This is a genomic window from Azospirillum sp. TSH100, assembly GCF_004923295.1.
Classification (GTDB): domain Bacteria; phylum Pseudomonadota; class Alphaproteobacteria; order Azospirillales; family Azospirillaceae; genus Azospirillum.
The window spans coordinates 1,755,612-1,778,845 of sequence record NZ_CP039634.1 but is presented as its reverse complement, the minus strand read 5'-3'; the positions used below and the strand labels follow the sequence as shown (position 1 = coordinate 1,778,845).

Genomic DNA, 23,234 nt, shown 5'->3' with positions numbered 1-23,234 from the left:
TAGCGGCCGATCCTTACAGGTCGCTTACGGCCGGCACCCAGTTGCCGCTCACCATTTACGGATAAAGATGCTCGGTGGTCCAACCCGCCGGCGTCCCCTCCGATCCCTCCACCCGCTGGAAAACCAGCCGGTCGTGCAGCCGGAACGGGCGGTCACGCCAGAACTCGATCCGTGACGGCAGCACGCGGAAGCCGGTCCAGTGCGGCGGCCGCGGCACGGTGCCGATGGCGTATCTGGCGGCGAACTGCGCCACCCGCTTCTCCAGCTCCCACCGGCCTTCCAGCGGGCGCGATTGCAGGGATGCCCAGGCGCCGATCCGGCTTTCGCGCGGGCGGCTGTCGAAATAGGCGTCGGCCTCGGCGTCGGTGACGATCTCAACCGCCCCCTCCACCCGCACCTGACGGCGCAGGCTCTTCCAGTGAAAACACAGGGCGGCGTTGCGATTCGCCAGCAGTTGGGTGCCCTTGCGGCTTTCGGTGTTGGTGTAGAAGACGAAGCCGCGCGGATCGATCCCCTTCAACAGCACCATGCGCACCGACGGAATGCCGTTGGCATCGGCGGTGGCCAGCGCCATGGCGTTGGGGTCGTTGGGTTCGCTCTGTTCCGCCTCCTTCATCCAGTCGGCGAAGAGATCGTATGGGTCGCGGTCGTTGCTGTCCGTCATGCCTGTGGTCCTGTTCCGATGGGTCCCCGGCCGCCGGAGGGGCGGGCATGGGGACGGGCTTCCGTGCAAAAGCGTAAGGGTCACAGCCTCATCACAATTCACAGCAAGCATAGGGTCGCTTATATCACTGTCCACCGCGAAGCCACCGATTGGGTGCCGCGGCAACCAACCTTTTCGAGGCGCAAGGATGTTCGTGAAGAAAGTCGTTCCGGCCGTGATCGTCGTGGGCCTGCTGGCCGGGTGCCAGACGGGCGGTCAGAAGGAAACGGTCGGCACGGTCGGCGGTGCGGTCGCCGGCGGCCTGATCGGTTCACAGATCGGCGGCGGAACGGGCAAGCTGGTGGCGACCGGCGTCGGCACGCTGCTGGGCGCCTTCATCGGCCGCGAGGTCGGCAGCTCGCTCGACAAGGCCGACGCCGGCTATGCCGAGACCGCGGCCCGTCAGGCCTATGCCGCCCCGGTCGGTGATCGCATCAACTGGAACAACCCGCAGTCGGGCAATTCCGGCACCATCGTGACCACGCGCGACGGCTACAGCAACTCCGGAACCTATTGCCGCGAGTTCCAGCAGACCATCGTCGTCAAGGGCCGGACGGAGCAGGCGTACGGAACCGCTTGCAAACAGGCCGATGGTACGTGGAAGATCGTCGGCAACTCGTAACAAACCGACCCGCAACCTTTAAGGCCCCGTTGGGGCGGGAACTCTCTGCCCGTGGCTACGCGCGATCCCTATAGCGTTCTCGGCGTCGGCCGGTCCGCCAGTGCCGACGACATCAAGAAGGCATACCGCAAGCTCGCCAAGCAGCATCACCCGGACCTGAAACCGGGCGACGCCGCCAACGAGGAGCGGTTCAAGGAAATCTCGGCCGCCTACACGCTGCTGTCGGATGCCGAGAAGCGCGCCCGCTACGACCGCGGCGAGATCGACCCATCGGGGCAGGAACGGCACGCGGGCTTCGGCTCGCGCGGCCGGACCGCCGGCAGCCGCGGCCGGGCCTACAGCAGCACCGCCGACGACAGTTTCTTCGGCGGCGGCGACGACTGGTTCTCCGACCTGTTCGGCGGCGGCCGGCGCCGCCCCGGCGGGGCCGGAGGGGGAGCGGGGACCGGAGCCGGTGGCGGTTCCGCCGGGCCCAAGGTGCGGGGCAGCGACATCTCCTATTCCGTCACCGTCCCCTTCGTGGAGGCGGCCAACGGGTCCAAGCGGCGCATCAACCTGTCCAACGGCAAGAGCATCGACGTCGCCATCCCGCCGGGGACGGAGAACGAGACGAAGCTGCGGCTGAAGGGCCAGGGCCTGCCCGGCATGGGCGGCATGCCAAACGGCGATGCCATCGTCGAGGTGCATGTCGAATCCCACCCCTTCTTCACCCGGCAGGACAGCGACATCCATGTCGAGGTGCCGATCACCCTGAACGAGGCGGTTCTGGGTGCGACCGTCAATGTGCCGACGATCAGCGGCAAGGTGGCGGTGAAGGTGCCGCCGGGCGCCAACACCGGCTCCGTCCTGCGGCTGCGCGGCAAAGGCGTGATGAACCAGGCCACGAAGCAGCCGGGCGACCAGTATGTGAAGCTGAAGGTCGTCCTCCCCGACCCGCCCGACGCCGAACTGGTCAAGTTCGTCGAGCAATGGGCCAAGACCCGCAGCTATGACGTCCGCAAGAAGGCCGGGCTGGAGTAGGGACCGGCGCCCCGGATGCCGGTCGGCACTGGGGATCCTGGTCGGCAATTCATGCGCATGCGAGGGTATGATGGCCCCGGCTGAGGCTGGCTCGACGCAATAGACAACCAAAGGATGATCAGGTGGCTATCATTCCGAGCAGCGACCTGGATGAATGGGTTCGTTTGGTTGATAACAAATATGGCGGCGTTATGGGGACCCCGGATTTCCTTCAGGAGTTCGGGGATTTCCGGATTTCTCTGAAAGCGGAGATCGATGAAAGCCTCTGTCCGTTTTCGGAGGAGTACTTCAAACAACAGCTCGCAGTTTACGAGGAAGTTTCAGGCCGGCCGCTGAACCAGTCGGACGGAGAGCTTCATCCGGTCAATATACAAGCGCTGCTCCATGCGCCGAATCCCCTGGGGATTTTCAATGTCTCGCATGCGTCCGAAATGGTTCGCGCCCTGACCGCGTTGATGTCGGTTTCCGGACTGGGAGTTGCTCCGAACATCCTCGACATGGGGGCGGGCCATGGGCTCAGCTCCGAAGTGTTTTCTTTCTGCGGCGCACAGGTGCACGCGGTCGACATCGATCCGGCCCTTTCGGAACTCAGCAGGCTGAGAAGCCAGAGATTTGGAAATTCCATCAACAGAAGCACGATGAATTTCGACGACGCCGCAAGCCTGCCCAGGAAGACCTATGATGCGGCGTATTTCTTCCAATCCTTTCACCACTGCCTGAGGCCATGGGAATTGATCGGTGCCCTGTCCGAGACGATCGTTGACGGCGGGATCATCGGCTTCACGGGAGAGCCGACCCAGACCGCCTGGTGGCGGCACTGGGGAATCAGGCTGGATTATGAATCCGTTTATGTCGCACGGAAGTATGGCTGGTTCGAATCCGGATGGTCCCACAGGTTCATCCGGGATTGCTTCGAGCGGAACTCGATGGAACTCCTGTTCTTCAGCGGCGGGCATGGCGGCGGGGAACTTGCCGTCGCGTCCGCCGATCGGAACCGGCTGGCAGCCATCCGCGAGCGCGCCCAAGCGCTCGGCCATGTCGAAGTCAGGAAAGCCGGCAGCGAGTCGAAGCCCGTCGAACGCTACCACAGCCAGATCGGCCAGACGTCCGAGCTGTGCGGACGCCCGGCGATACGCACCTGCGTTCCGCAAAGCGACGGCGGTTACCTGTGCTTCGGCCCTTATATGACCCTGGATCCCGGGCGCTACAGCGTGTCGCTGCTGCTGGAGCGCTCGGACGGTCAGGAGCAGGCCGCACCCGACTCGTGCGCCCTGTTCGACGTCGTGTGCAACCATGGCAACGACATCATCCTTGCGGAGCAGTCCTATTCCACCGGACGGGATGCCCTCCTTCTGGTGGAGAAGCACTTCACGCTCGACCATGAATGCCGGAACGTCGAAGCCCGCGTGAAGATCAGGGGCTCCGACACATGGACCTGCACATTGCCTCATTTCCGCAAACTCTGACACCAACGGGCCTGATCGACGCGGAGGTCATGGTTCCACCGGGCATCGACCCGCCGGCGGGATTTACGACTTCACGGCCCGCAACGACACCGCGCCCTGCCCTGTCCCCTGTCCCGCCGGTTGCCCTTCTGGCGGAAAATCGTCGTTCAGCAGGGTCTTCAGCGGCACGTTGAGCAGGTCGCTCTGCCGCGCCTCGGCGGCGTCCAGCAGGCGGGCGGTGCGTTCCTGCCAGGGCAGATCCAGTCCGCCAAGACCATGGACGGAGCCGCGCATGCCGATGCCCAGCGCCTTCATCAGGTCCAGCAGAGTCGCCTCGCCCATGTCGCGGGTAACCACCCAGGCGTCACGGGTGGTGTGGGCGACCCAGTGGGCATCGCGCAGCTGTTCCAGGATGCCGTCGATCAGCAGCGTGCCCACCGGCACCCGGCCGACCAGCGTCCGGCGGCGCATGCCAACGCCCAGCCGGCTCGCCTCCATCAGCTCATGCAGGACCGCCAGGGCGAGCGCCAGCCGCTGGGCCGGCAGCAGCCCCTCCATGCCGCCGCGGGTGACCTTGCCCGCCCGCCATTCCGGCAGCGACGCGGTGACCACCGCGCCGAACAGCACCGTCGACCACGCGATATAGAGCCAGAACAGGAAGATCGGCACCACCGAAAGGGCGCCGTAGATGGTCTGGTAGGCCGGATATTCGCGCATGTACCAGCCGAAGATCGCCTTCGACCCTTCCAGCAGGATCGACCCGATCGCTCCGCCGCACAGCGCGTCCAGCCAGAACACGTCCCGATTCGGGATCACCAGATACAGCAGCGAACAGCCGACCAATTGCAGGGCGAAGGGCAGCAGCATGCCAATTCCCGCCAGCGGGTGGACAACGCCCTCCAGATGCGCCACCTCGAGCGCCGTCCACAGCGTGCTGGACAGGGACAGGCTGGCGCCGGCGAACAGCGGTGTCAGCGATACCACCGCCCAGAAGGACAGGATGCGCGTCACGTAGGATCGCGGCTCGCGCACGCGCCAGACGGTGGCGAAGGAACCTTCGATCGTCCAGATCAGCAGCACCGCCGACACCGCCAGCCCGATCACGCCGAAGATCGGCATCTGCCCGGCATTCGCCATGAAGCGGCCGAGATATTCCAGGATCGCGTCGCCGATCTCCGGCACCAGATTCTTGACCAGCGCCGTCTGGATCCGCAGCTGCAGGGCGCTGAAGGCCGGGAAGGCCGAGAAGATGGCGAAGCCGATGGTCATCATCGGCACGATGGCCAACAGCGAGGTGTAGGTCAGCGCCGCCGCGGTCTGGAAGCAGTTGTCGTTGTAGAAGCGCAGCATCGAGTGACCGAAGAAGCCGCCAAGCTCCCGCAGGCTGGTCAGGATGCGACTGCGCTCCTCCTCCCCGTGGCGGGTATTGTCCTCAGGGCGAGACATGCGTCGCCTCCTGCGGTGAGACAGCCCGCGTCGGTTTGACCATTGGGCGCTTTCGTGTAGGATGCCCCGCACTTTTCGCGGCTGGAGCCGCAGCACATCTGTCGTTCACGAGGTTCCGATGTCCAATCCGATGCCGCTCATGGCCGGCAAGCGTGGCCTGATCATGGGCGTGGCCAACGATCGTTCGATCGCCTGGGGGATCGCCTCCACCCTGGCCCAGCACGGGGCGGAGCTTGCCTTCACCTACCAGGGCGATGCGCTGCTGAAGCGGGTGAAGCCGCTGGCCGAGCAGGTCGACGCCAAGCTGGTCCTGCCCTGCGACGTCACGGATGAGACCAGCATCGACGCGACCTTCGCCGCCATCGAACAGGAATGGGGCGGGCTGGACTTCGTGGTTCATGCCATCGCCTTTTCCGACAAGAACGAACTGGACGGGCTGTATCTGGACACGACGCGGGCCAACTTCCTGCGCACCATGGACATCTCCTGCTACTCCTTCACCGCGGTGGCGCAACGCGCCGTGCCGCTGATGAAGGACGGCGGCAGCCTGCTCACTCTATCCTACTACGGCGCCGAGCGCGTCATGCCCCATTACAATGTGATGGGCGTCGCCAAGGCCGCGCTGGAGGCCAGCGTCCGCTACCTCGCCGTCGATCTGGGTGGCCGCAACATCCGTGTCAACGCCATCTCCGCGGGCCCGATCAAGACTCTGGCCGCGAGCGGCATCGGTGACTTCCGCTATATCCTGAAGTGGAACGAGCTGAATGCCCCGCTGAAGCGCAATGTCACCATCCAGGAGGTCGGCGGCGCCGGCCTGTTCCTGATGTCGGATCTGGGCAGCGGCGTCACCGGCGAGGTGATGCATGTCGACAGCGGTTATCACACCGTCGGCATGGTCGCGGTGGACGAGGCGGCGGAAGTCGCCAGCCTGCTCGGCTCGCTGGGCGGCACGCCGAAGGCCGGCTGAGGCCAGCAGGGTTGAGCGGCGGAAAGGCGCCTGCAATCGCATGATGAAGAGAGGGATCGGTCCACCGATCCCTCTTTGCGTTTGCGAAAGTGGCGTTTATGATTTGAGCAATATTCGCGGATTTGGGTAATATTCATGCGCGCTCGCAAGAAAATGGACTCGGTTTCTCCGATCCTTGAGCAGATCCTTTACGGCGGGTCCAGCGTGTCGATGAATCTCATCGCCATCACGCGCGAGATCCCCGAAGAGCAGCGCATGTTCAAGGCGCAGGGCCTGAACAACTGCATCCTGTTCAAGTACCCGAACTTCGACGACCGCGACGACGACGGTGGTGATCCCATCGCCGAGGACGAGGATCTGGAAGGCGGCGAGCGCCCGGTGGAGACCGGCATCTATGTGCCGCACAACGCCCGTGCGCCGGAAGCCGGCGGCATCGCCATCTATCTGCGTGGCCGCAACGCCGAATCGCTTCTGGAGGAGCAGTTCGGCATCAAGCACGGGCCGCAGGAAAACGGCATCATCGGCGACATGAAGATGCTGCAGATGATCGACGACGTGCCGTCGCTCGACGCCTTCCTGCTGAAGACCTGCTTCGAGGCGGAGAAGATCGCCGTCGATCCGCGCCACTGGCTGATCTCCAACGAGGAGGACCACCAGCTCCGCCGCCTGATCCGCGCCCGCATCGAACCGATCGTCCGCAAGGCCCTGTCCGGCAGCCAGGGCAGCGCCCAGAGCATCGAGCGTTTCCTGGAAGCGATCTGGAACCCCAACCTGGAAGAGGCCGGCCTGTTCGTCTCCGCCTTCGGCATCGAACGGTCGGAGGCCGACACCATCTTCAGCGCGTGGAAGGGCACCACCTTCTACGAGTACCAGCTGCGCCGCATCGCTCCGCGCGCCCGCACCATCCTGACCTGGCTGAAGTCGCGCGAGTGCATTCCGGTCGACATCCGCATGCACAAGCCCTACGAGACCCAGCTGCTGATGCACATCGAAAAGGTGGGCAAGCTGCTGGAAACCACGCTGCTCGACATCCGCACCATCCTGTCGGACTATGAGACCTCGTTCAGCAGCTTCATGAACGGCCAGCCGGAGCCCTTCCGCGACTATCTGCGCAGCATCCGCTCGCGCTACTGGCTGCTCGGCTACTGCGTGTCGGCTCTGACCAGCGTCGCCCATCTGGACGCCCGCTGCATGAAGAACACCCCGTCGCGCAAGCTGTACTTCGAGGGCATGCAGAAGCTGCTGCGTCAGTTCGACGTGGCGCTGGACCGCCGCCGCGAGCAGAAGGGCGCGCTGTAGGCGCTTCCCGCCAAACCCAAAACCACCCAGCAAAAAGGCGGCGCCTCACAGCGCCGCCTTCTTCATTTCCGAACCTTGAACCGTCAGGTGCCCTGCGGTTCCGGACCGATGCCACCACTTTCCTGCCCGGTGCTGGGCGGAACGGAGGACCGGCGGCCGGTGCCCGTGGTCGGGCGCGGCGGGACGGCCATCGTCTCGCGATCGTCGTCGCGCAGGATCGGCTCGCCGCGCAGCAGACGGTTGATCTCGTCACCGCTCAGCGTCTCGTACTCCAGCAGGCCCTTGGCCAGGGTGTGCAGCTGGTCGATGTTCTCGGTCAGGATCGTCCGGGCGCGGTCGTAGCTCTCGTCCACGATGCGGCGGATTTCCTCATCGACCAGCTGGGCGGTGCGGTCGGACATGTTCTTGTGCTGGGTCACCGAATGGCCCAGGAACACCTCCTGCGTCGGCTCGCCGTACAGCAGCGGGCCGAGCTTGTCGCTCATGCCCCACTCCGTCACCATGCGGCGCGACATCTCGGTCGCCATCTTGATGTCACCCGAAGCGCCGGTGGTCACCCGCTCCTTGCCGAAGATCAGTTCCTCGGCGATGCGGCCACCCATGGCGACGGTCAGGTCAGCCAGCAGCTTGGCCTGCGACAGGCTGATGCGGTCGCCTTCCGGCAGGCGCATCACCATGCCAAGCGCACGGCCGCGCGGGATGATGGTTGCCTTGTGGACCGGATCGCTGTCGACGCAGTGGATGGCGCAGATGGCGTGGCCGGCCTCGTGGTAGGCGGTCAGCTTCTTCTCGTCCTCGGTCATGACCATGGAGCGGCGTTCCGCACCCATCATGACCTTGTCCTTGGCGGCCTCGAACTCGGCCATGCCGACGACGCGCTTGCCGATGCGGGCGGCCAGCAGAGCGGCCTCGTTGACGAGGTTCGCCAGATCGGCGCCGGAGAAGCCGGGGGTGCCGCGGGCGATGACCTTGGCGTCGACGTCCGGCGACAGCGGAACCTTCCGCATGTGGACCTTGAGGATCTTCTCGCGGCCCAGCACGTCGGGGTTCGGCACCACGACCTGACGGTCGAAGCGGCCCGGACGCAGCAGCGCCGGGTCGAGAACGTCCGGACGGTTGGTGGCGGCGATCAGGATCACACCCTCGTTCGCCTCGAAGCCATCCATCTCGACCAGCAGCTGGTTGAGCGTCTGCTCACGCTCGTCGTTGCCACCGCCCAGGCCGGCGCCGCGATGGCGGCCGACCGCGTCGATTTCGTCGATGAAGATGATGCAGGGGGCGTTCTTCTTGCCCTGTTCGAACATGTCGCGGACGCGGGACGCACCCACACCGACGAACATTTCGACGAAGTCGGAACCGGAGATCGTGAAGAACGGCACATTGGCTTCGCCGGCCACCGCGCGGGCGGTCAGCGTCTTGCCGGTGCCTGGAGGACCGACCAGCAGGCAGCCCTTCGGAATCTTGCCGCCCAGCCGCTGGAACTTCTGCGGGTCCTTCAGGAACTCGACGATCTCCGTCAGCTCCTGCTTGGCCTCGTCGATGCCGGCGACGTCGTCGAAGGTGACGCGGCCGACCTTCTCGGTCAGCAGGCGGGCCCGCGACTTGCCGAAGCCCATCGCCTTGCCGCCGCCGGACTGCATCTGGCGCATGAAGAAGATCCAGACGCCGATCAGCAGAAGCATCGGGAACCAGGACAGCAGCACCGAGAAGAGCGACGGCACGTTGCTATCGTCGGGAACCGCGTTGATCCGGACGTTCTTGTTGGTCAGGCGCTCCACCAGACCCGCTTCGGGCGGGACATAGGTGCTGAAGGAGCGGCCGTCGGAGAAATGGCCCGAAACCTGGTTGCCCTTGATCGTCACGTCGGCGACCTGGCCCCGGTCCACTTCGGCGAGAAGCTCGCTGAACGGAACGGTCGTTTGCGGGCTGCGGGTGGAGGAACTCTGGAACAGGTTGAACAGGGCCACGAGCAGCAGCCCTATGATGATCCAGAGCGCGAGGTTCTTGCCGAAATTGTTCACGTCACACGCCTTTCTGCGAACCCATCGCCATGCGGTGCGCCGACAAGGCCGCACCCCGGACTCCTACGGGCACGTTCCCTGATTAAATAATGCCGCCCCGGTCCGAAACAACCGTAAAAGCTGGTCTTCCCAAGGACGAAAGCGGACGAAACTTCGCGCGATCCACCGGCTCCTGTCCATCCGCGCCAAACCCGTAGCACATACCAACCATCGGCACACCAAGCAAATCTGCGCCCGACCAAAGGCTTGGCAGGGTTTCCCGCACCGGAACCGGCAGGTTGGGCAGCGTCTCCGGCGCCTGCCGCCCTGCCCATTCGCGCCAGCCGGCGGCTCCCAGCGCCGCGACCGTGACGGGCAGTTTCCACCGCGACGACACCCGAAGATCGAATCGGCCATCCCACAGAACCGCCCCACCCGGCGGGACCGTCGGACGTTCGGTCACCGCCGCCGGTTCGCGCGCGATCATCACGGTGCCACGCCGCATCCGCACCACGCAGCCGCCCAGCGTGCCGCCCTGACCGTCCGCCAGCCCGCCAAGCAGCCGCTCCAGCGCCTCATCGCGCACCGGATGCACCGGCCCACCGACCGCAGCCAGCGCCCGCCCCAGCGCCCGCAGCGCGATTTCCGCCGGTGCCGCCAGCAGGGATTCGGGTGCCAGCGTGATCCAGCCTTCCGGATGGATGGCCGCAGTCTCCGCCAGCAGCGCGGCCGTCGCCTGCTCCAGCGCGGCACGGGCCCGTCCGGCCCGCCGGGCAACCTCGCCCAACCGCGCGCCATCCAACCCCTCCCGGCCCAGCAGATCGCAGGCGGCCCGCAGCCGGGCGCGGGCGAAGCGGGGATTGTGATTGGAAGGATCCTCGATCCAGTCGACGCCCTCGGCGCGACAGGTCGCCAGCAACCGGACGTGGGAAAAATTCAGCAGGGGTCGAATCACCCGCACCGCACCATCGGCGCGAACGGGCGGCATCCCGGCCAGACCGTCGATGCCGGAACCACGCGCCAAGCGCAGCAGAACCGTTTCCGCCTGATCGTCGCGATGGTGGGCAAGCGCGAGATGCAGGATACCGGTCTCGGAACAGGCCGCGCCCAGCAGCCGGTGCCGCGCCGCCCGCGCTGCCGCCTGAAGCCCCCCAGCCGGCTTCGCGCCGTCCCAGCGCAGCACTCGATGCGGAACGCCGAGCCGGGCCATCGCCTGTCCGACCGCCGCTGCTTCAGCCGCGGACTCGGGCCGCAGTCCATGATCGACGGTCAGCGCCAGCAGGCTTCCGCCCCGCTCCGCGACCCAATGCCGCAGCAGCAGGACAAGCGCCACGCTGTCGCCGCCCCCGGAAACGCCGACAGCGACGGCCGGAGCCGGTTCGAATCCGCCCAGCGCCGCCAGGGCACGGGCAAACTCCTCCGGCGAGACCGGCCGACCTTCGCCAGTGCCGTCGCCGGAGTCGCCATCCATCAGGCCGGGCAATTGATGCGCTTGCGCTCCGTATCGGCGCGGCGCTTCACGCTGGCCGAGGCTTCGGGAAACTTGGTCAACAGCTGACCGAAGGCGGTGCAGGCGTCCGACTTCTTGTTCATCTGCTGCAAGGTCATGCCCAGCTTCAGCAGGCTGTCCGCCGCCTTGGGATTTGTGCGGTACTTGGACAGCACCTCGGCGAAGGCCTGGGCCGCCTCCGGGAACTTGTTGCGGACGTAATAGCTCTCGCCCAGCCAATATTGCGCGTTGCCGGCATAGGCATGCGACTTGTTCTTGGCGATGAACTCCTGCAACGCCTTCTCCGCCCGATCATAGTCGGAGTTGCGCAGCAGCTCGAATGCCTGCTCATACTGCTTTTCCGGCGACAGGCCAGCGGTGGAGGGCGGGTTGGCCGATGCAGTCTGCGCCGGCTTGTCGGCCTTCTTGTCGTCAGCCGCGGCAGCCTTGGACGGCTTGCTCGGCGCGGCATCGGACATGGCGCCGCCCATCGCACCGCCGGTCGCCCCACCGCCCTTCTCCAGTTCCTTCAGGCGGAAATCGACGTCGGCATTCACCTTCTCCAGACGCTCGCGCAGTTGGGTGACCTGATAAGTCGATTCCTCGTACTTGCCGGTCAAATCCTGGATGGTGCGTTCGAGGTTCTGCAGGCGGATCTCGAAGTCGGCGGCGACGGAAGGCGACAGCTGCGCCACCTCCACCGGACCGCCCAGCACCGCGACCTGGGTTTCCAGCGATTGCAGCCGCTCGATCTGCGCCTTGGACTGGGCCAGAGCGGGGCTTGCCGCGAGCATGCCACCCAGCAGCAGGGCGGCGACGGGACGGATGTTGGTCATGCGCGTGGGATCCTGAGGAGATCTGATGCCGGGGGAGCACCCACGGCGACCATGGCGAACGAAAAAGGCGACGCGATGGCCGCTGTTTAGCAGAACTTGCGCGCCGGCGCAAAGAACCGACAGCGCCGGAAATCCGGCCACCGGAAGAGCCGGGGACGCATCGCCCAAAAAGAAAAGGCGCCGCCCCGGTTGCCCGGCGGCGGCGCCCTTCCCTGTTCCCCATCAGGCGGGGACCGGCGTCATCAGTTGACGACGGTCACGCCACGGCGGTTCTGCGACCAGGCGGCCTCGTTCGAGCCAACCACGGCCGGACGCTCCTTGCCGTAGGAGACGACGTTGACGCGGTTGGCTGGGATGCCCTTGGCGGCCAGGTAGTTCTTCACCGAGTTGGCGCGGCGCTCACCCAGGGCCAGGTTGTACTCACGGGTGCCGCGCTCGTCGGCATGGCCCTCGACGGTGACGGTGACCGAGCCGTAGGTCTGCAGCCACTTGGCCTGACGGTCGAGGGTGGCGCGAGCCTCCGGCGACAGGTCGAAGCGGTCGAGGCCGAAGAAGACGCGGTCGCCGACGTTGACGACGAAATCTTCCGCCGAGCCCGGACGGATCGACTGCTGGGCACCGGTGTTGGCGCCGTTGGCGGCGTCGTTCGGAGTGGATTCGCAAGCGGCGAGCAGAGCGACCGCGGCGAGAGCAAGGAACTTCATGCGCATGTTCAGGGACCCCTTGAACGAAACTTGTTGGATGGTCGAACATTGTCTGAGCGGGAGCCGCTTCTTTCCGCCAATCCCCGACGAAAAGACGACGTCCGACCTTTGTCTTGAGCATTGCTCCCGCGTGGCCGCAAAATAGGGCTACTCCACTAGGGAATCAAGGGCGACCACGCGGGGTCCGACGCATCGACCGGGGTGCTCACGCGACGCTCGTTGGCGCCGGTGATGTCGATGCTGTACAGCTTCGCGTTGCGGCCACGGCCGTCACCCGACGGCAAGTCCTTGAAGAACATGAGAACACGGCCGTTCGGCGCCCAGGTCGGACCTTCGACATGGAAGGCTTCGGTCAGGATTCGTTCCCCCGACCCATCCGGACGGATTACGCCCACTGCAAAGCTGCTACCACGCTGGCGCGTGAAGGCGATCAGGTCGCCGCGCGGCGACCACACCGGCGTACCGTAGCGGCCTTCGCCGAAGGTCAGACGCTTCACGCCCGAACCGTCGGCACCCATGACGTAGAGCTGCTGGGTGCCGCCGCGGTCCGACTCGAAGACGATCCGCTGGCCGTCCGGCGAATAGCTGGGGGCGGTGTCGATGCCCGGCGCGTCGGTCAGCTGGGTCTGGCGGCGGGTGCGCAGGTCCAGCGTGTAGATGTCGGTGTTGCCGTTCTGGGCCATCGACATGATGACCTTGTTGCCGTCCGGCGAGAAGCGCGGGGCGAAGGTCATGCCGGGGAAGTCGCCCAGGACCTCCTGGCGGCCGGTGTCGATGTTGAACAGGTACACGCGCGGCTTCTTGTTGAAGTACGACATGTACGTGATTTCCTGCGACGTCGGCGAGAAGCGCGGCGTTAGGACCAGGGTTTGGCCGTCGGTCAGGAACTGATGGTTGGCGCTGTCCTGGTCCATGATGGCCAGCTGCTTCTTGCGCGCGTTCGCCGGGCCGGATTCGGCGACATAGACGATGCGCGTGTCGAAATAGCCGTCCTCGCCAGTCAGGCGCTTGTAGATGGCGTCGGCCACGATGTGGGCGATGCGGCGCCATTCCTGCGGCGAGGCGCTGTAGCTCAGCCCCTGCATATACTGGCCGGCGGCAACGTCCCACAGGCGGAAATCGACCTTCATGCGGCCGTCGCCGCCGGTCGTGGTGTTGCCGGCGACCAGCGCCTGCGCGCCCAGCGCCTTCCAGTCCTGATAGCGCGGCTCGCCGCTGCGCAGCTGGTCAGGCGTCTGGAGGAAGCCGCGCGGGTCCAGCGGACGGAACAGGCCCGACCGCTCCAGGTCGTCGGAGATGACCTTGGAGATGTCGGCGCCCATCTGCGCGTCACGCCCGCCCGATCCGGCGAAGCTGGTGATCGCGATGGGCAGCGGCTCGGACACGCCCCGCGTGATGTCGATGCGCAACTCGGCGCGCGCCTCCTGCGGAGCGGCAACGCCGAGGGAGAGCAGAAGCGCGCCGGTGGCCCCGGCCAGCTTCAACAGAAGCCTCGTCTTCGTCGTCATGGTCAGAACATGTCCCTCGGGTCGAAATTGAACACGATGAAGCGCCAATCTTCATAAGTCTGCGGCGTGAACTCGCTGGCAAGCAATTCCAGCGGGCTGGACCGCTTGACGGCCCGCACCGCCGCGTCGGCCGACGCCCGGAAGGCGGCGTCCGACATGTAGCGCGACCGGTACTTGTCGTCGATCCAGGCGCGGACCACGCTGTGGTCGCGGCCGACCTCCACGTGGATCTCGATCTGCATCGAACCGGCGTCCTTGCGGCCGCTGTCGAAGTTCCAGTTCTTGCTCAGCTGGCCGCGGATGGCGTCCAGCGCGCGGCCCGACGGCTTGAACGGCTTGTCGGGGCCGTTCGTCGCCTTCGCCGCGCCGGCCGGAGCCGCCGACGCGGTCTTCTGGCTGGGCTTGGCGTCGCTGTTGGCGCTGGCCGATGCCTTGCCGTCCGCCTTCGGGTTGTCCGACGGCTTGATCTTCCCGACGTTCGACAGCAGGTCGGACAGCGGATCGGTCTTGGCCGACGGCTTCTCCGGCTGCTTGGCCGGAGCATCCGGCTTCTTCGTCTCGGCCTTGGAATCCTTCGGCGGCTCGGCCTTCGCCACTTCCTTGGGCGGTTCCGGCTTCTTCGGCTCCGCCTTGGGCGGTTCCGGCTTGGGAGGCTCGGGCTTCTTCGGCTCCGGCTTCGGAGGCTCGGGCTTCGGCGGTTCCGGTTTGGGCGGTTCCGGCTTCGGAGGCTCGGGCTTGGGAGGCTCGGGCGGCTTCGGAGTCGGCGACGGCGCCGGATCCGGGGGCGGAGGAGGAGGCGGCGGAGGAGGAGGTGGTGGCGTCGGGGCAGGCTTGGGCGGCGGCGTCGGCTCGCGCGGAGGCGGAGGCACCTGGGCGACCTTGGGTGGCTCCGGCGTCTTCGTGGGCGGCGGGGGCGGAGGAGGAGGTTCGTCCTCCTCGTCCGGCGGTTCGGGAGCCGGCGGGGCGGGCTTGGCCTCGGGCATCGGCGGACGAGCGGCGTTGGCCGGCTTCGGCTCGCCCTTCTCGACGCGGGCAGCCTGGGTGATCTCGCCGACGTCGACGATCTCGATCGGGATCGAGGCGGCGATTTCCAGCTTGCGATCGCTGGGCGGCAGGCCGAGCACCATCAGCGCGACAAGCGCGACGTGCAGCACCGCCGAGGCGATCAGGGGCTTGCGCATGGGAGTTCCGCCCGCCTCAACGCGCCGGCTTGGGGGCGCCGACCCGCGCGCTGGACGCGGTCGGGCCGTTCGGCATCTCGGCGACCAGACCGACCTTCTTGAAGCCGGCGGCGCTCATGGTGCCCATCACCTCCAGCATCTTGCCGTAGGCGATCTTGGCGTCGCCACGAACCAGGATGCGGGCCTCGGGGTTGTTGTTGGTCACCGCGATCAGCAGCGGCACCATGTTGGTCAGTTCGACCGGCGTCTCCTGGACGAAGACGCGGCCGTCGGTCTGCACGGTGACGAACAGCGGATCCTTCTGCTGCTCCAGCGGAGCGGCATTGGTCTTGGGCAGGTCGACCGGTACGCCGACGGTCAGCATCGGGGCGGCGACCATGAAGACGATCAGCAGGACCAGCATGACGTCGATGAACGGCGTCATGTTGATCTCGGCCATCGCGCGATAGCCCCGGCGCTTGCCGCGCCCGTGGGATTTGCCTGCGAGTTGTCCGGCCATGGTTCAGGCGGCTCCCCGCTCCTCGAGGTGGCGGGACAGGATCGCCGAGAACTCGCCCGAGAAGGTGTCCAACCGGTCGGCGTAGCGGCCGAGGTCGGTGGAGAACTTGTTGTAGGACAGCACGGCCGGGATGGCGGCCAGCAGGCCCATGGCGGTGGCGAACAGCGCCTCGGCGATGCCGGGCGCCACCACGGCGAGGCTGGTGTTGCCCGATCCGGCGATCGAGGTGAAGGAGTTCATGATGCCCCACACCGTGCCGAACAGGCCGATGAAGGGGGCCGTCGAGCCGACCGAGGCCAGGAAGGTCATGTAGCGTTCGGCCCGCGCCATCTCGCGGCCGATGGTCACCGCCATCACCCGCTCCACCCGCTGCTGCAGCGAGCTTTTCATGGTGCCGCCGATGCCGCGGTCGGCGGCGTGGCGCCACTCGCGCATGCCGGCGGAGAAGGTCGCGGCCATCGGGTCGGCCGGGGTCTGGCCGATGCGGTCGTACAGCGCGTCGAGCGAACCGCCGGACCAGAACGCCTCCTCGAAGGCATCGGCCTGGGCGTTCAGGCGGCGGATGCGCATCAGCTTTTCGATGATGATCGCCCAGCACCAGATCGAGGCGACGACAAGCATCATCATCACGATCTTGACGACCGCGTCGGCCTGCCAGAACAGGCCGAGGATCGTGATCTCATGTGCCGTCGTGGCGGCGGCATTGCCGGCCAGTTGGGCGGTTTGCAGGGCGTCCATCGCAGTCAGTCTCGCGGTTGCGCTGTTGGCACGGGGATGTGGAAGGAAAGCGGTCGGTTATGAGTGGGCAGGCGTGGATTGCTTGGCATGCAGCGTCTCCATCGCCGCTTTCACCGGTTCGGGAAGGCGCACGGCCCGTCCGGCCCGGTTGATCGTCACCAGCTGCAGGTCGGCGCGCGCCAGCACGCGACCGTCGCGGCGGATGACTTGTGCAACTGCGAAGGAGGCACCGCGGATATCGACGATTCGGGTTTCCACTTCAAGCACGTCCTCCAGCTTGGCAGGGGCGTCAAAATCGATGGTCAGGCGCCGTACCGCAAATGACACACCTGTGACATCGCCCGAGCCCTCGGCCATCTCCTTCTGACGGAAGCCCATCAGGTACAGCATCTCCGTCCGCGCCCGTTCCGCAAATCGCAGGTAATTGGCGTGATAGACGATGCCGCCGGCGTCGGTATCCTCGTAATAGACCCGCAGCGGATAGCGGTGGGTGCCATCCTCCGCGAACCATCCGGACAGAGAGAGGGCGGGAGCGTCACTCATCGCCATCCCCCTCCGTCGGATCGGGCGCGCGGTCCAGCAGGTCGAGCTGCCGCAGCGGCGCGTTCGGCGGGTTGAGGCCGAGATAGCGGAAACCCTGGTCGGTCAGCATGCGCCCGCGCGGCGTGCGCTGAAGGAAGCCCTGCTGGATCAGGTAGGGTTCGACCACCTCCTCCAGCACGTCGCGCTGCTCGCCCAGCGCCGCCCCCAGCGTCTCGACGCCCACCGGCCCGCCGCCGTAATTGGTGGCGACCAGCCCGAGATAGCGGCGGTCCATGCTGTCGAGTCCAAGCCGGTCGACCTCCAGCCGGGTCAGCGCGGCATCGGCGACACGCTTGTCGACCTCCTCCACCCCCGCCACCGCGGCGAAATCACGCACCCGGCGCAGCAGGCGGCCCGAGACGCGCGGCGTGCCGCGCGAGCGGTTGGCGATCTCGCGGGCGCCCTCCGGCGTGATGCCCATGCCGAGCACACCGGCGGCGCGGCGCACGATCAGTTCCAGCTCGTCCGGCTCGTAGAATTGCAGGCGCACGGGAATGCCGAAGCGTTCGCGCAAGGGGCGCGTGATCAGGCCGCTGCGCGTCGTGGCGCCGACGAGGGTGAAGGGCGGCAGGTCGATCCGGATGGACCGCGCCGATGGGCCTTCGCCGATGATGAGGTCGAGCTGGAAATCCTCCATGGCGGGATAAAGCACCTCTTCCACGGCGGGATTAAGGCGATGAATCTCGTCGATGAAGAGGACGTCGTGCGGCTGCAAATTGGTCAGCAGCGCCGCCAGATCGCCGGCCCGCGCGATGACCGGGCCGGAGGTGGCGCGGAAGCCGACTCCCAGTTCACGCGCGACGATCTGCGCCAGCGTCGTCTTGCCCAGGCCGGGCGGCCCGAACAGCAGCACATGGTCCAGCGCCTCGTTGCGGGAACGGGCGGCCTGGATGAAGATCGACAGGTTCTCGCGCGCCTGGCGCTGGCCGATGAACTCGGCGAGCGACAGCGGGCGGATCGACGCCTCGGCCGAATCGCCGTGGCCCTGGCCCGGCTGGACCAGACGATCGTTTTGGGGATCGCTCATTGGCTCAGTTCCTTGAGACCCTGGCGGATCAGATCGGACACGCCGGCCTCATCGCCCAGCACGCGCCCGGCGGCGACGACCGCGCCGAAGGCCTCCGACCGGCCATAGCCGAGATTAACCAGCGCCGACACCGCATCGGCCAGCGCCGGGCTGGCGCCCGGAACGGCGGCGGGAGCGCCCTTGCCGGCCGGCGCGCCCGCGCTTGCCGCCGGACCGAGCGCCAGATTGCCGACCTTGTCCTTGAGTTCGTTGAGGATGCGCGCCGCCACCTTCGGCCCGACGCCGTCGGCCCGAACCAGCGCGGTCTTGTCCTGCGAGGCGATGGCGCGGGTCAGCTGGTCGGGGTCGAGAACGCCGAGGATCGACAGCGCCAGCCGGGCACCGACGCCCTGGATGGTGGTCAGCAGCTTGAACCAGTCCCGCTCGGCCTGATCGCCGAAGCCGTGCAGGACGATGCGCTCCTCGCGGATGAAGGTCTCGACGACCAGCGACGCCCGCTCGCCCACCGCCAGACGCGACAGGGTGCGGTTGGAGCAGGACAGCAGGTAACCGACGCCGTTGACGTCGAGCACGACCCAGTCGGTGCCGGTGGAATCGACGATGCCGGTCAGCTTGGCGATCATGGGAACTCCCGGCCCGAGGGCTGGCTGCGAAGAATGGGGGTCTCTTCGAGACGCGCACGGATGGTCTCCAGCACGCTGTCAAGATTGTCGATCACGTCGGTGTTCCAGAAGCGCAGGATCCGGAAGCCCGCCTGCTCCAGCATGCGCGCCCGCCGCTCGTCATGGGCGGCGCGCTGCTCGGCATGCTGGCCGCCGTCCAGTTCGACGATCAGGCGATGGTCATGGGCGACGAAATCGGCGACGAAGCCCAGGATCGGCTCCTGCCGACGGAATTTCGCGCCAAGCTGGGCATTGCGCAGCTTCTGCCAGACGATCTTTTCCACATCCGTGGCGTTCATCCGCAGATCGCGCGCGCGCCCGGTTATGTAGTCAGTCGGTTTGCTTTTCGCAACTTGTGCCATATCCCCCACGCGCCCCAGGGGACCATCCCCCTCTCCCCCCCGGGGAGAGGGTCGGGGTGAGGGGGAGGCACTGCGTGGAGCCTTGGGAGAGGCACGCAATGCGCCTCCCTCACCCAACCCTCTCCCCGGGGGGGAGAGGGTATGCCGCGACGCATCATCCCCACGCCGCCACATCGTCCAGCTCGCACGATGGTGCGCGTGGCAGATCGCCACGGCCAGCGCGTCGGCGGCGTCCGGAGTGCCGATCTCGCAGCCGGGCAGCAGCAGGCGCACCATCGTCTGGACCTGCGCCTTCTCGGCGCGGCCCTGGCCGACGACCGCCTTCTTGACCATGTTGTTGGCGTATTCCGCCACCGCCAGCCCGGCCTGGGCGGGCACCAGCAGGGCCACGGCGCGGGCCTGCCCCAGCTTGAGCGTCGAGACCGCGTTGCTGTTGACGAAGGTCTCCTCGACCGCCGCCTCGTCGGGGTGGTAGCGCTCCACCACCGCCGACAACGCATCGTGGAGCTGTAAAAGCCGCTCGGCCAGCGGACAGCGGTCGTCGGAATGCACCGCGCCATCGGCGACGTGGCTCAGGCGGTTGCCGGCCACGTCGATGATGCCCCAGCCGGTGTGGCGCAAGCCGGGGTCGATCCCCAGCAGCCGCACCGGCGACGGCACTTCCGCCTCACGTCGTCCTGCCCGCGCAAACACGGCACCCGCTCTCCGCCTGCAAGACCCGCGTCGCTGTTACGCGGTCAGCTTCTGCATCAGCTCGTCGGAGATGTCGAAGTTGCCCTCGACCACCTGCACGTCGTCGTTGTCCTCCAGCACGTCCAGCAGCTTCAGCAGGCTGGCCGCGGCATCCTCGCTTGGGGCGACGGTGTTCAGCGGACGCCAGGTCAGACGCGCGCTTTCCGCACCGCCGAACTTGGCCTCCAGCGCATCGCGCACGGCGCCGAAATTCTCCACCGTGGTGGTGACTTCATGGCCGTTCTCGTCGGATTCGACATTGTCGGCACCGGCCTCCAGCGCGACCTCGAACACGGCGTCGGCATCCGCGGCGGCGGCCGGGTAGAAGATCGCGCCGATGCGGCTGAACATGAAGCTGACCGAATTGGTCTCGCCCAGGCTGCCGCCATACTTGGTGAAGCTGGAGCGCACTTCCGCGGCAGTGCGGTTGCGGTTGTCGGTCAGCGCCTCGACGATCAGGGCGACGCCGCCGGGGCCGTAGCCCTCGTACCGCACCTCCTCGTAGTTGGCGTCGTCGCCGCCGCCGGGCGTGCCCTGCTTGATGGCGCGGTCGATGCGGTCGCGCGGCATGTTCTGCGCGCGTCCGGCCAGGATGGCGGCGCGCAGGCGCGGATTGGCCGCCGGGTCCGGCAGGCCACTCTTGGCGGCCACGGTGATCTCGCGGGCGAGCTTGTTGAAGATCTTGGACCGCTTGGCGTCCTGCGCGCCCTTGCGGTGCATGATGTTCTTGAACTGGGAATGACCGGCCATGGGTCGAACGAGCCTCGAAACGGAATTGGTCAATCGGGCGGGGTGAGCGCACGACACATGTAACAGGTCTGCCGCCCCACCGCACCTTTTCGGCGCGGGAGACGACACCCACGGGATTAGAAAGTCAATATGGCGAGATTGCGGCGCGGCCGGGGTCGCGCTGTGAACGCCCTACTGCATCCGTTCCGGCAAAGTCCGGCTCAGCCGCCCGCCGATGCGTAGCGGCTCGATGCGGACGGCCAACCCGGTGCGGTCGTCGGTCTCGACGTAGCAGCCGCAGACGGTGCCCTCGCCCTCCGCCGGAGACAGCCGCTCGGTCGGCAGCTTGCGCACCATCTTGGCCAGCGCCACCTCCTTCTTCATGCCGATGGCGCTGTCGTAATCGCCGCACATGCCGGCATCGGACTGATAGGCGGTGCCCTTCGGCAGGACCATATGGTCGGCGGTCGGCACATGGCTGTGGGTGCCCACCACCAGCGAGGCGCGGCCGTCGCAGAAATGCCCCATGATCATCTTTTCGCTGGTCGCCTCGCCGTGCATGTCGACCAGCACCGCATCCACCCCGCCAGGCCCGAGCCGGTGCGCCTTCAGCACCCGGTCGACCGCGGCGAACGGGTCGTCCATCGGTTCCATGAACAGCCGCAGCAGCACGTTGACGACCAGCACCTTGCGCCCGCCGCGCGCCTGCAACAGGACGAAGCCGCGGCCGGGCGTTCCCTCCGGGTAGTTCACCGGGCGGACAATGCGCGGCTGCTGCTCGATGGTTGAGACCAGTTCCTTCTGGTCCCAGGTGTGGTTGCCCAGTGTCACCACGTCGATGCCGGCCTCGAAGAACTCCTCGGCGATCTTCACGGTGACGCCATAGCCGCCGGCGGCATTCTCGCCATTCACCACGGTCAGGTCGGGGTCCAGCGTCTCGCGCAGCATCGGCATGTGCGCCAGCACCGCCTCACGCCCGGCCCGGCCCACCACGTCGCCGAAGAACAGAATCCGCATCGCCCCAACCTTCCAGAAATGCTCACTTACGAATGCGGAGCGTCTCGCGCTCCGTCACGATCCAGTCCAGCGGCTGGTCATGGCCGTCCACCGGCACCGCCGCCATCTCCTGTACGGCGAAGGCCACGCCGACCGCGACCACTGTTCCCGCCGCCCGCAGGGCGTCCAGTGTCCGGTCATAATAGCCGGCGCCATAGCCCAGCCGGTGGCCGGAGCGGTCGAAGGCCAGCAGAGGCACCAGCAGCAGCGACGGGCGTAGCACGGCACGCCCCTCCGCCGGCTCCTGGATGCCGTAACGGCCGACCGCCATCGGCGCTTGCGGATCCCAGTCGCGGAAGACCAGCGCGGTGCCGCGCGGCCCCGACACCGGCAGTCCGACCTGATGACCAAGTTGCTTAAGATGGAGCAAAGCCGGCCGCGCGTCGAGTTCGGAGCCGAGCGGCCAATATCCCCCGGCGGCACCGCGCGGCAGATGGCCGTCGCGCGCCAGTTCGGCGATGCGGTCGCGCAGGGCGGCCGATGCAGTGGGGCGGTCGGAGTCGGCGATGGCGTCGCGCCGGACGCGCGCCTCGCGTCGGGCGGCGTCCTTGGCTTGCGGATCGGTCATCGCGGACTGCATGCGGAGGGAAGAATAGGGTGGAAGGTGCCGCCTCGGCCGGTGGCCATGTGCCTATCCTCCATGGCCTGCATGAGCAGGTGGGCGCCGTGTACCCGGCCCGATGGGCCGGACAGGGACAGCTCCCTAGAGATCAAGGTTATCGGCCCTGGGGATTATTGCAGCCTGTCGAACCAGGCAGCGGTCCTTCCGTGTACCAATCTAGGCGCGCTCGAGCCGCGCGGCAACCTCTTCGATGCGTTTTGCCACACGATCGAGTTCGCCGACCACCGCGCCCTCGTCCACCGATGGGGCAATTCCCTTGCCGGCCATCACGTCTTGCAGCTCGTCGGCCAGCACCAGACAGGTCATCAGCATCATCTGCGCCTCCGACCCGTTGCGCCCGCCGCCGGTCAGCCGGCGCAGCCGGTCGTCGACATAGGCCGCCAGCTCCCGCAGCCGCGACTCCTGCCCGTCCTCGCACAGCATGCGATAGAAGCGGCCGTTCACTTCGATATCGACCTGGGCCATGGCGTCAGCTCTCCAGCACTTGTTGCAGGCGGGCGATGGCGACCTCCAGCCGCTGAGACACCGCCTCGGCGGTGGCCTGGGCGGTCGCCCGGTCCGCGCGCGCGGTCTCCAGGGCCTGCGACAAGTCCTGCTCGCGCCGGATCACCCGCTCGTCACGGGCGATCGCGGCATGTTCCAGCCGGTCCACGGCACGGCCGAGACGGTCGAGAGCGGCTTTCAGGGAATCCATGGACGTCTACCTCGACCTGTGGGCACGTCATGTTCGCCGGGCATCGGCCCCTCCCCGGCTGTCCGCCAAGCCGAGCCGCTGCCTTATCGGAGCGCCTAGAGTTGGGCCGGCACGCCGACCTCGTCAACCACAACGACGGTCTGTTCCACCAATTGACCACACGGAATACCGGGGCGTGACGGAAGGCCGCAGCGGACGGGCCAATACGACGACGATGTCGTACAGGAAACATCCCACGGGACATGGGCCACACGGAAGAGGGGCCGCTGCCATGCCATTTCCTACCCCATTCCCATGTTGACCTGCGGACA

24 protein-coding genes, 1 other RNA gene and 1 pseudogene are annotated in these 23,234 nt (G+C 66.9%); 5 read left to right on the top strand and 21 right to left on the bottom strand.

The window, feature by feature from the left end; translation table 11 throughout:
- Positions 1-55 precede the first annotated feature (55 nt).
- Positions 56-664 (bottom strand): pyridoxamine 5'-phosphate oxidase, encoded by a 609-nt coding sequence (gene pdxH / locus E6C72_RS08475; RefSeq protein ID WP_109442422.1) that lies wholly within the window; start codon positions 662-664, stop codon positions 56-58.
- Between the two features lie 187 nt (positions 665-851).
- Here pdxH and E6C72_RS08470 point away from each other — a divergent pair, with 187 nt between their 5' ends.
- From E6C72_RS08470 to E6C72_RS08460, 3 genes are all read left to right on the top strand, one after another.
- A complete protein-coding gene (locus E6C72_RS08470) occupies positions 852-1,325 on the top strand; it encodes an RT0821/Lpp0805 family surface protein (protein ID WP_109442421.1) in 474 nt (157 codons plus the stop codon).
- 51 nt (positions 1,326-1,376) lie between these two features.
- Positions 1,377-2,345 carry a DnaJ C-terminal domain-containing protein gene (locus E6C72_RS08465; protein WP_109442420.1) on the top strand — a complete coding sequence of 323 codons (969 nt, stop codon included), beginning with the start codon at positions 1,377-1,379 and terminating at the stop codon, positions 2,343-2,345.
- Positions 2,346-2,467: 122 nt separating this feature from the next.
- Positions 2,468-3,811, top strand: coding sequence for a bifunctional 2-polyprenyl-6-hydroxyphenol methylase/3-demethylubiquinol 3-O-methyltransferase UbiG (locus tag E6C72_RS08460; protein WP_136700703.1), 1,344 nt, complete (start codon positions 2,468-2,470; stop codon positions 3,809-3,811).
- 63 nt (positions 3,812-3,874) lie between these two features.
- On the opposite strand, the gene E6C72_RS08455 is transcribed toward E6C72_RS08460, so the two are convergent.
- Complete coding sequence (locus E6C72_RS08455; protein ID WP_109442418.1) at positions 3,875-5,236, bottom strand: YihY family inner membrane protein; 1,362 nt, start codon at positions 5,234-5,236, stop codon at positions 3,875-3,877.
- 118 nt (positions 5,237-5,354) lie between these two features.
- Here E6C72_RS08455 and fabI point away from each other — a divergent pair, with 118 nt between their 5' ends.
- Both fabI and E6C72_RS08445 read left to right on the top strand, forming a co-directional pair.
- Positions 5,355-6,203, top strand: a complete 849-nt coding sequence (gene fabI, locus E6C72_RS08450) for an enoyl-ACP reductase FabI (protein ID WP_109442417.1) — start codon at positions 5,355-5,357, stop codon at positions 6,201-6,203.
- A gap of 210 nt (positions 6,204-6,413) precedes the next feature.
- Positions 6,414-7,502 carry a hypothetical protein gene (locus tag E6C72_RS08445; RefSeq protein ID WP_246193782.1) on the top strand — a complete coding sequence of 363 codons (1,089 nt, stop codon included), beginning with the start codon at positions 6,414-6,416 and terminating at the stop codon, positions 7,500-7,502.
- Positions 7,503-7,585: 83 nt separating this feature from the next.
- Here E6C72_RS08445 and ftsH read toward each other — a convergent pair whose 3' ends face one another.
- From ftsH to E6C72_RS08355, 19 genes and pseudogenes are all read right to left on the bottom strand, one after another.
- Positions 7,586-9,523: an ATP-dependent zinc metalloprotease FtsH gene (gene ftsH / locus E6C72_RS08440; RefSeq protein WP_109442415.1), complete on the bottom strand. Its 1,938-nt coding sequence runs from the start codon at positions 9,521-9,523 to the stop codon at positions 7,586-7,588.
- 82 nt (positions 9,524-9,605) lie between these two features.
- Positions 9,606-10,985 (bottom strand): tRNA lysidine(34) synthetase TilS, encoded by a 1,380-nt coding sequence (gene tilS, locus E6C72_RS08435; RefSeq protein WP_247882038.1) that lies wholly within the window; start codon positions 10,983-10,985, stop codon positions 9,606-9,608.
- On the bottom strand, positions 10,973-11,827 hold the full coding sequence (gene ybgF, locus E6C72_RS08430; protein ID WP_109442414.1) for a tol-pal system protein YbgF: 855 nt from the start codon (positions 11,825-11,827) through the stop codon (positions 10,973-10,975). The genes tilS and ybgF overlap by 13 nt, the downstream gene beginning before the upstream one ends.
- Positions 11,828-12,069: 242 nt before the next feature.
- On the bottom strand, positions 12,070-12,537 hold the full coding sequence (pal, locus tag E6C72_RS08425; RefSeq protein ID WP_109442413.1) for a peptidoglycan-associated lipoprotein Pal: 468 nt from the start codon (positions 12,535-12,537) through the stop codon (positions 12,070-12,072).
- Between the two features lie 149 nt (positions 12,538-12,686).
- The gene (tolB, locus tag E6C72_RS08420) at positions 12,687-14,039 is read right to left on the bottom strand and encodes a Tol-Pal system beta propeller repeat protein TolB (RefSeq protein ID WP_109442412.1); all 1,353 of its coding nucleotides are present in this window, start codon (positions 14,037-14,039) and stop codon (positions 12,687-12,689) included.
- 2 nt (positions 14,040-14,041) lie between these two features.
- Positions 14,042-15,220, bottom strand: a complete 1,179-nt coding sequence (locus E6C72_RS08415; RefSeq protein WP_109442411.1) for a hypothetical protein — start codon at positions 15,218-15,220, stop codon at positions 14,042-14,044.
- Positions 15,221-15,236: 16 nt separating this feature from the next.
- Entirely contained in the window at positions 15,237-15,719 is a 483-nt protein-coding gene (locus E6C72_RS08410; protein ID WP_085088826.1) for a biopolymer transporter ExbD, read from the bottom strand.
- Positions 15,720-15,722: 3 nt separating this feature from the next.
- The gene (gene tolQ / locus E6C72_RS08405; RefSeq protein WP_109442410.1) at positions 15,723-16,457 is read right to left on the bottom strand and encodes a protein TolQ; all 735 of its coding nucleotides are present in this window, start codon (positions 16,455-16,457) and stop codon (positions 15,723-15,725) included.
- A gap of 57 nt (positions 16,458-16,514) precedes the next feature.
- Positions 16,515-17,006, bottom strand: coding sequence for a tol-pal system-associated acyl-CoA thioesterase (gene ybgC, locus E6C72_RS08400; RefSeq protein ID WP_109442409.1), 492 nt, complete (start codon positions 17,004-17,006; stop codon positions 16,515-16,517).
- Positions 16,993-18,066, bottom strand: coding sequence for a Holliday junction branch migration DNA helicase RuvB (gene ruvB, locus E6C72_RS08395; RefSeq protein WP_109442408.1), 1,074 nt, complete (start codon positions 18,064-18,066; stop codon positions 16,993-16,995). The genes ybgC and ruvB overlap by 14 nt, the downstream gene beginning before the upstream one ends.
- Positions 18,063-18,689 carry a Holliday junction branch migration protein RuvA gene (gene ruvA, locus E6C72_RS08390; RefSeq protein ID WP_109442407.1) on the bottom strand — a complete coding sequence of 209 codons (627 nt, stop codon included), beginning with the start codon at positions 18,687-18,689 and terminating at the stop codon, positions 18,063-18,065. Before ruvA ends, ruvB begins: the two co-directional genes overlap by 4 nt.
- Positions 18,686-19,027, bottom strand: coding sequence for an endonuclease domain-containing protein (locus E6C72_RS32175; RefSeq protein ID WP_247875870.1), 342 nt, complete (start codon positions 19,025-19,027; stop codon positions 18,686-18,688). Before E6C72_RS32175 ends, ruvA begins: the two co-directional genes overlap by 4 nt.
- 243 nt (positions 19,028-19,270) lie before the next feature.
- A pseudogene (gene ruvC, locus E6C72_RS32170) lies at positions 19,271-19,738 on the bottom strand (crossover junction endodeoxyribonuclease RuvC); the annotation flags it as partial.
- A gap of 81 nt (positions 19,739-19,819) precedes the next feature.
- A complete protein-coding gene (locus E6C72_RS08380) occupies positions 19,820-20,572 on the bottom strand; it encodes a YebC/PmpR family DNA-binding transcriptional regulator (protein WP_109442406.1) in 753 nt (250 codons plus the stop codon).
- A 171-nt stretch (positions 20,573-20,743) separates the two neighbouring features.
- Complete coding sequence (locus E6C72_RS08375) at positions 20,744-21,568, bottom strand: TIGR00282 family metallophosphoesterase (protein WP_109442405.1); 825 nt, start codon at positions 21,566-21,568, stop codon at positions 20,744-20,746.
- Between the two features lie 22 nt (positions 21,569-21,590).
- Positions 21,591-22,175, bottom strand: coding sequence for a 5-formyltetrahydrofolate cyclo-ligase (locus tag E6C72_RS08370; protein ID WP_169055138.1), 585 nt, complete (start codon positions 22,173-22,175; stop codon positions 21,591-21,593).
- Positions 22,176-22,207: 32 nt separating this feature from the next.
- A non-coding RNA gene (gene ssrS / locus E6C72_RS08365) (6S RNA) lies at positions 22,208-22,371 on the bottom strand.
- 14 nt (positions 22,372-22,385) lie between these two features.
- Positions 22,386-22,694: a cell division protein ZapA gene (locus tag E6C72_RS08360; RefSeq protein ID WP_109442403.1), complete on the bottom strand. Its 309-nt coding sequence runs from the start codon at positions 22,692-22,694 to the stop codon at positions 22,386-22,388.
- 4 nt (positions 22,695-22,698) lie between these two features.
- Positions 22,699-22,923, bottom strand: coding sequence for a hypothetical protein (locus E6C72_RS08355; RefSeq protein WP_109442402.1), 225 nt, complete (start codon positions 22,921-22,923; stop codon positions 22,699-22,701).
- Between the last annotated feature and the right edge of the window lie 311 nt (positions 22,924-23,234).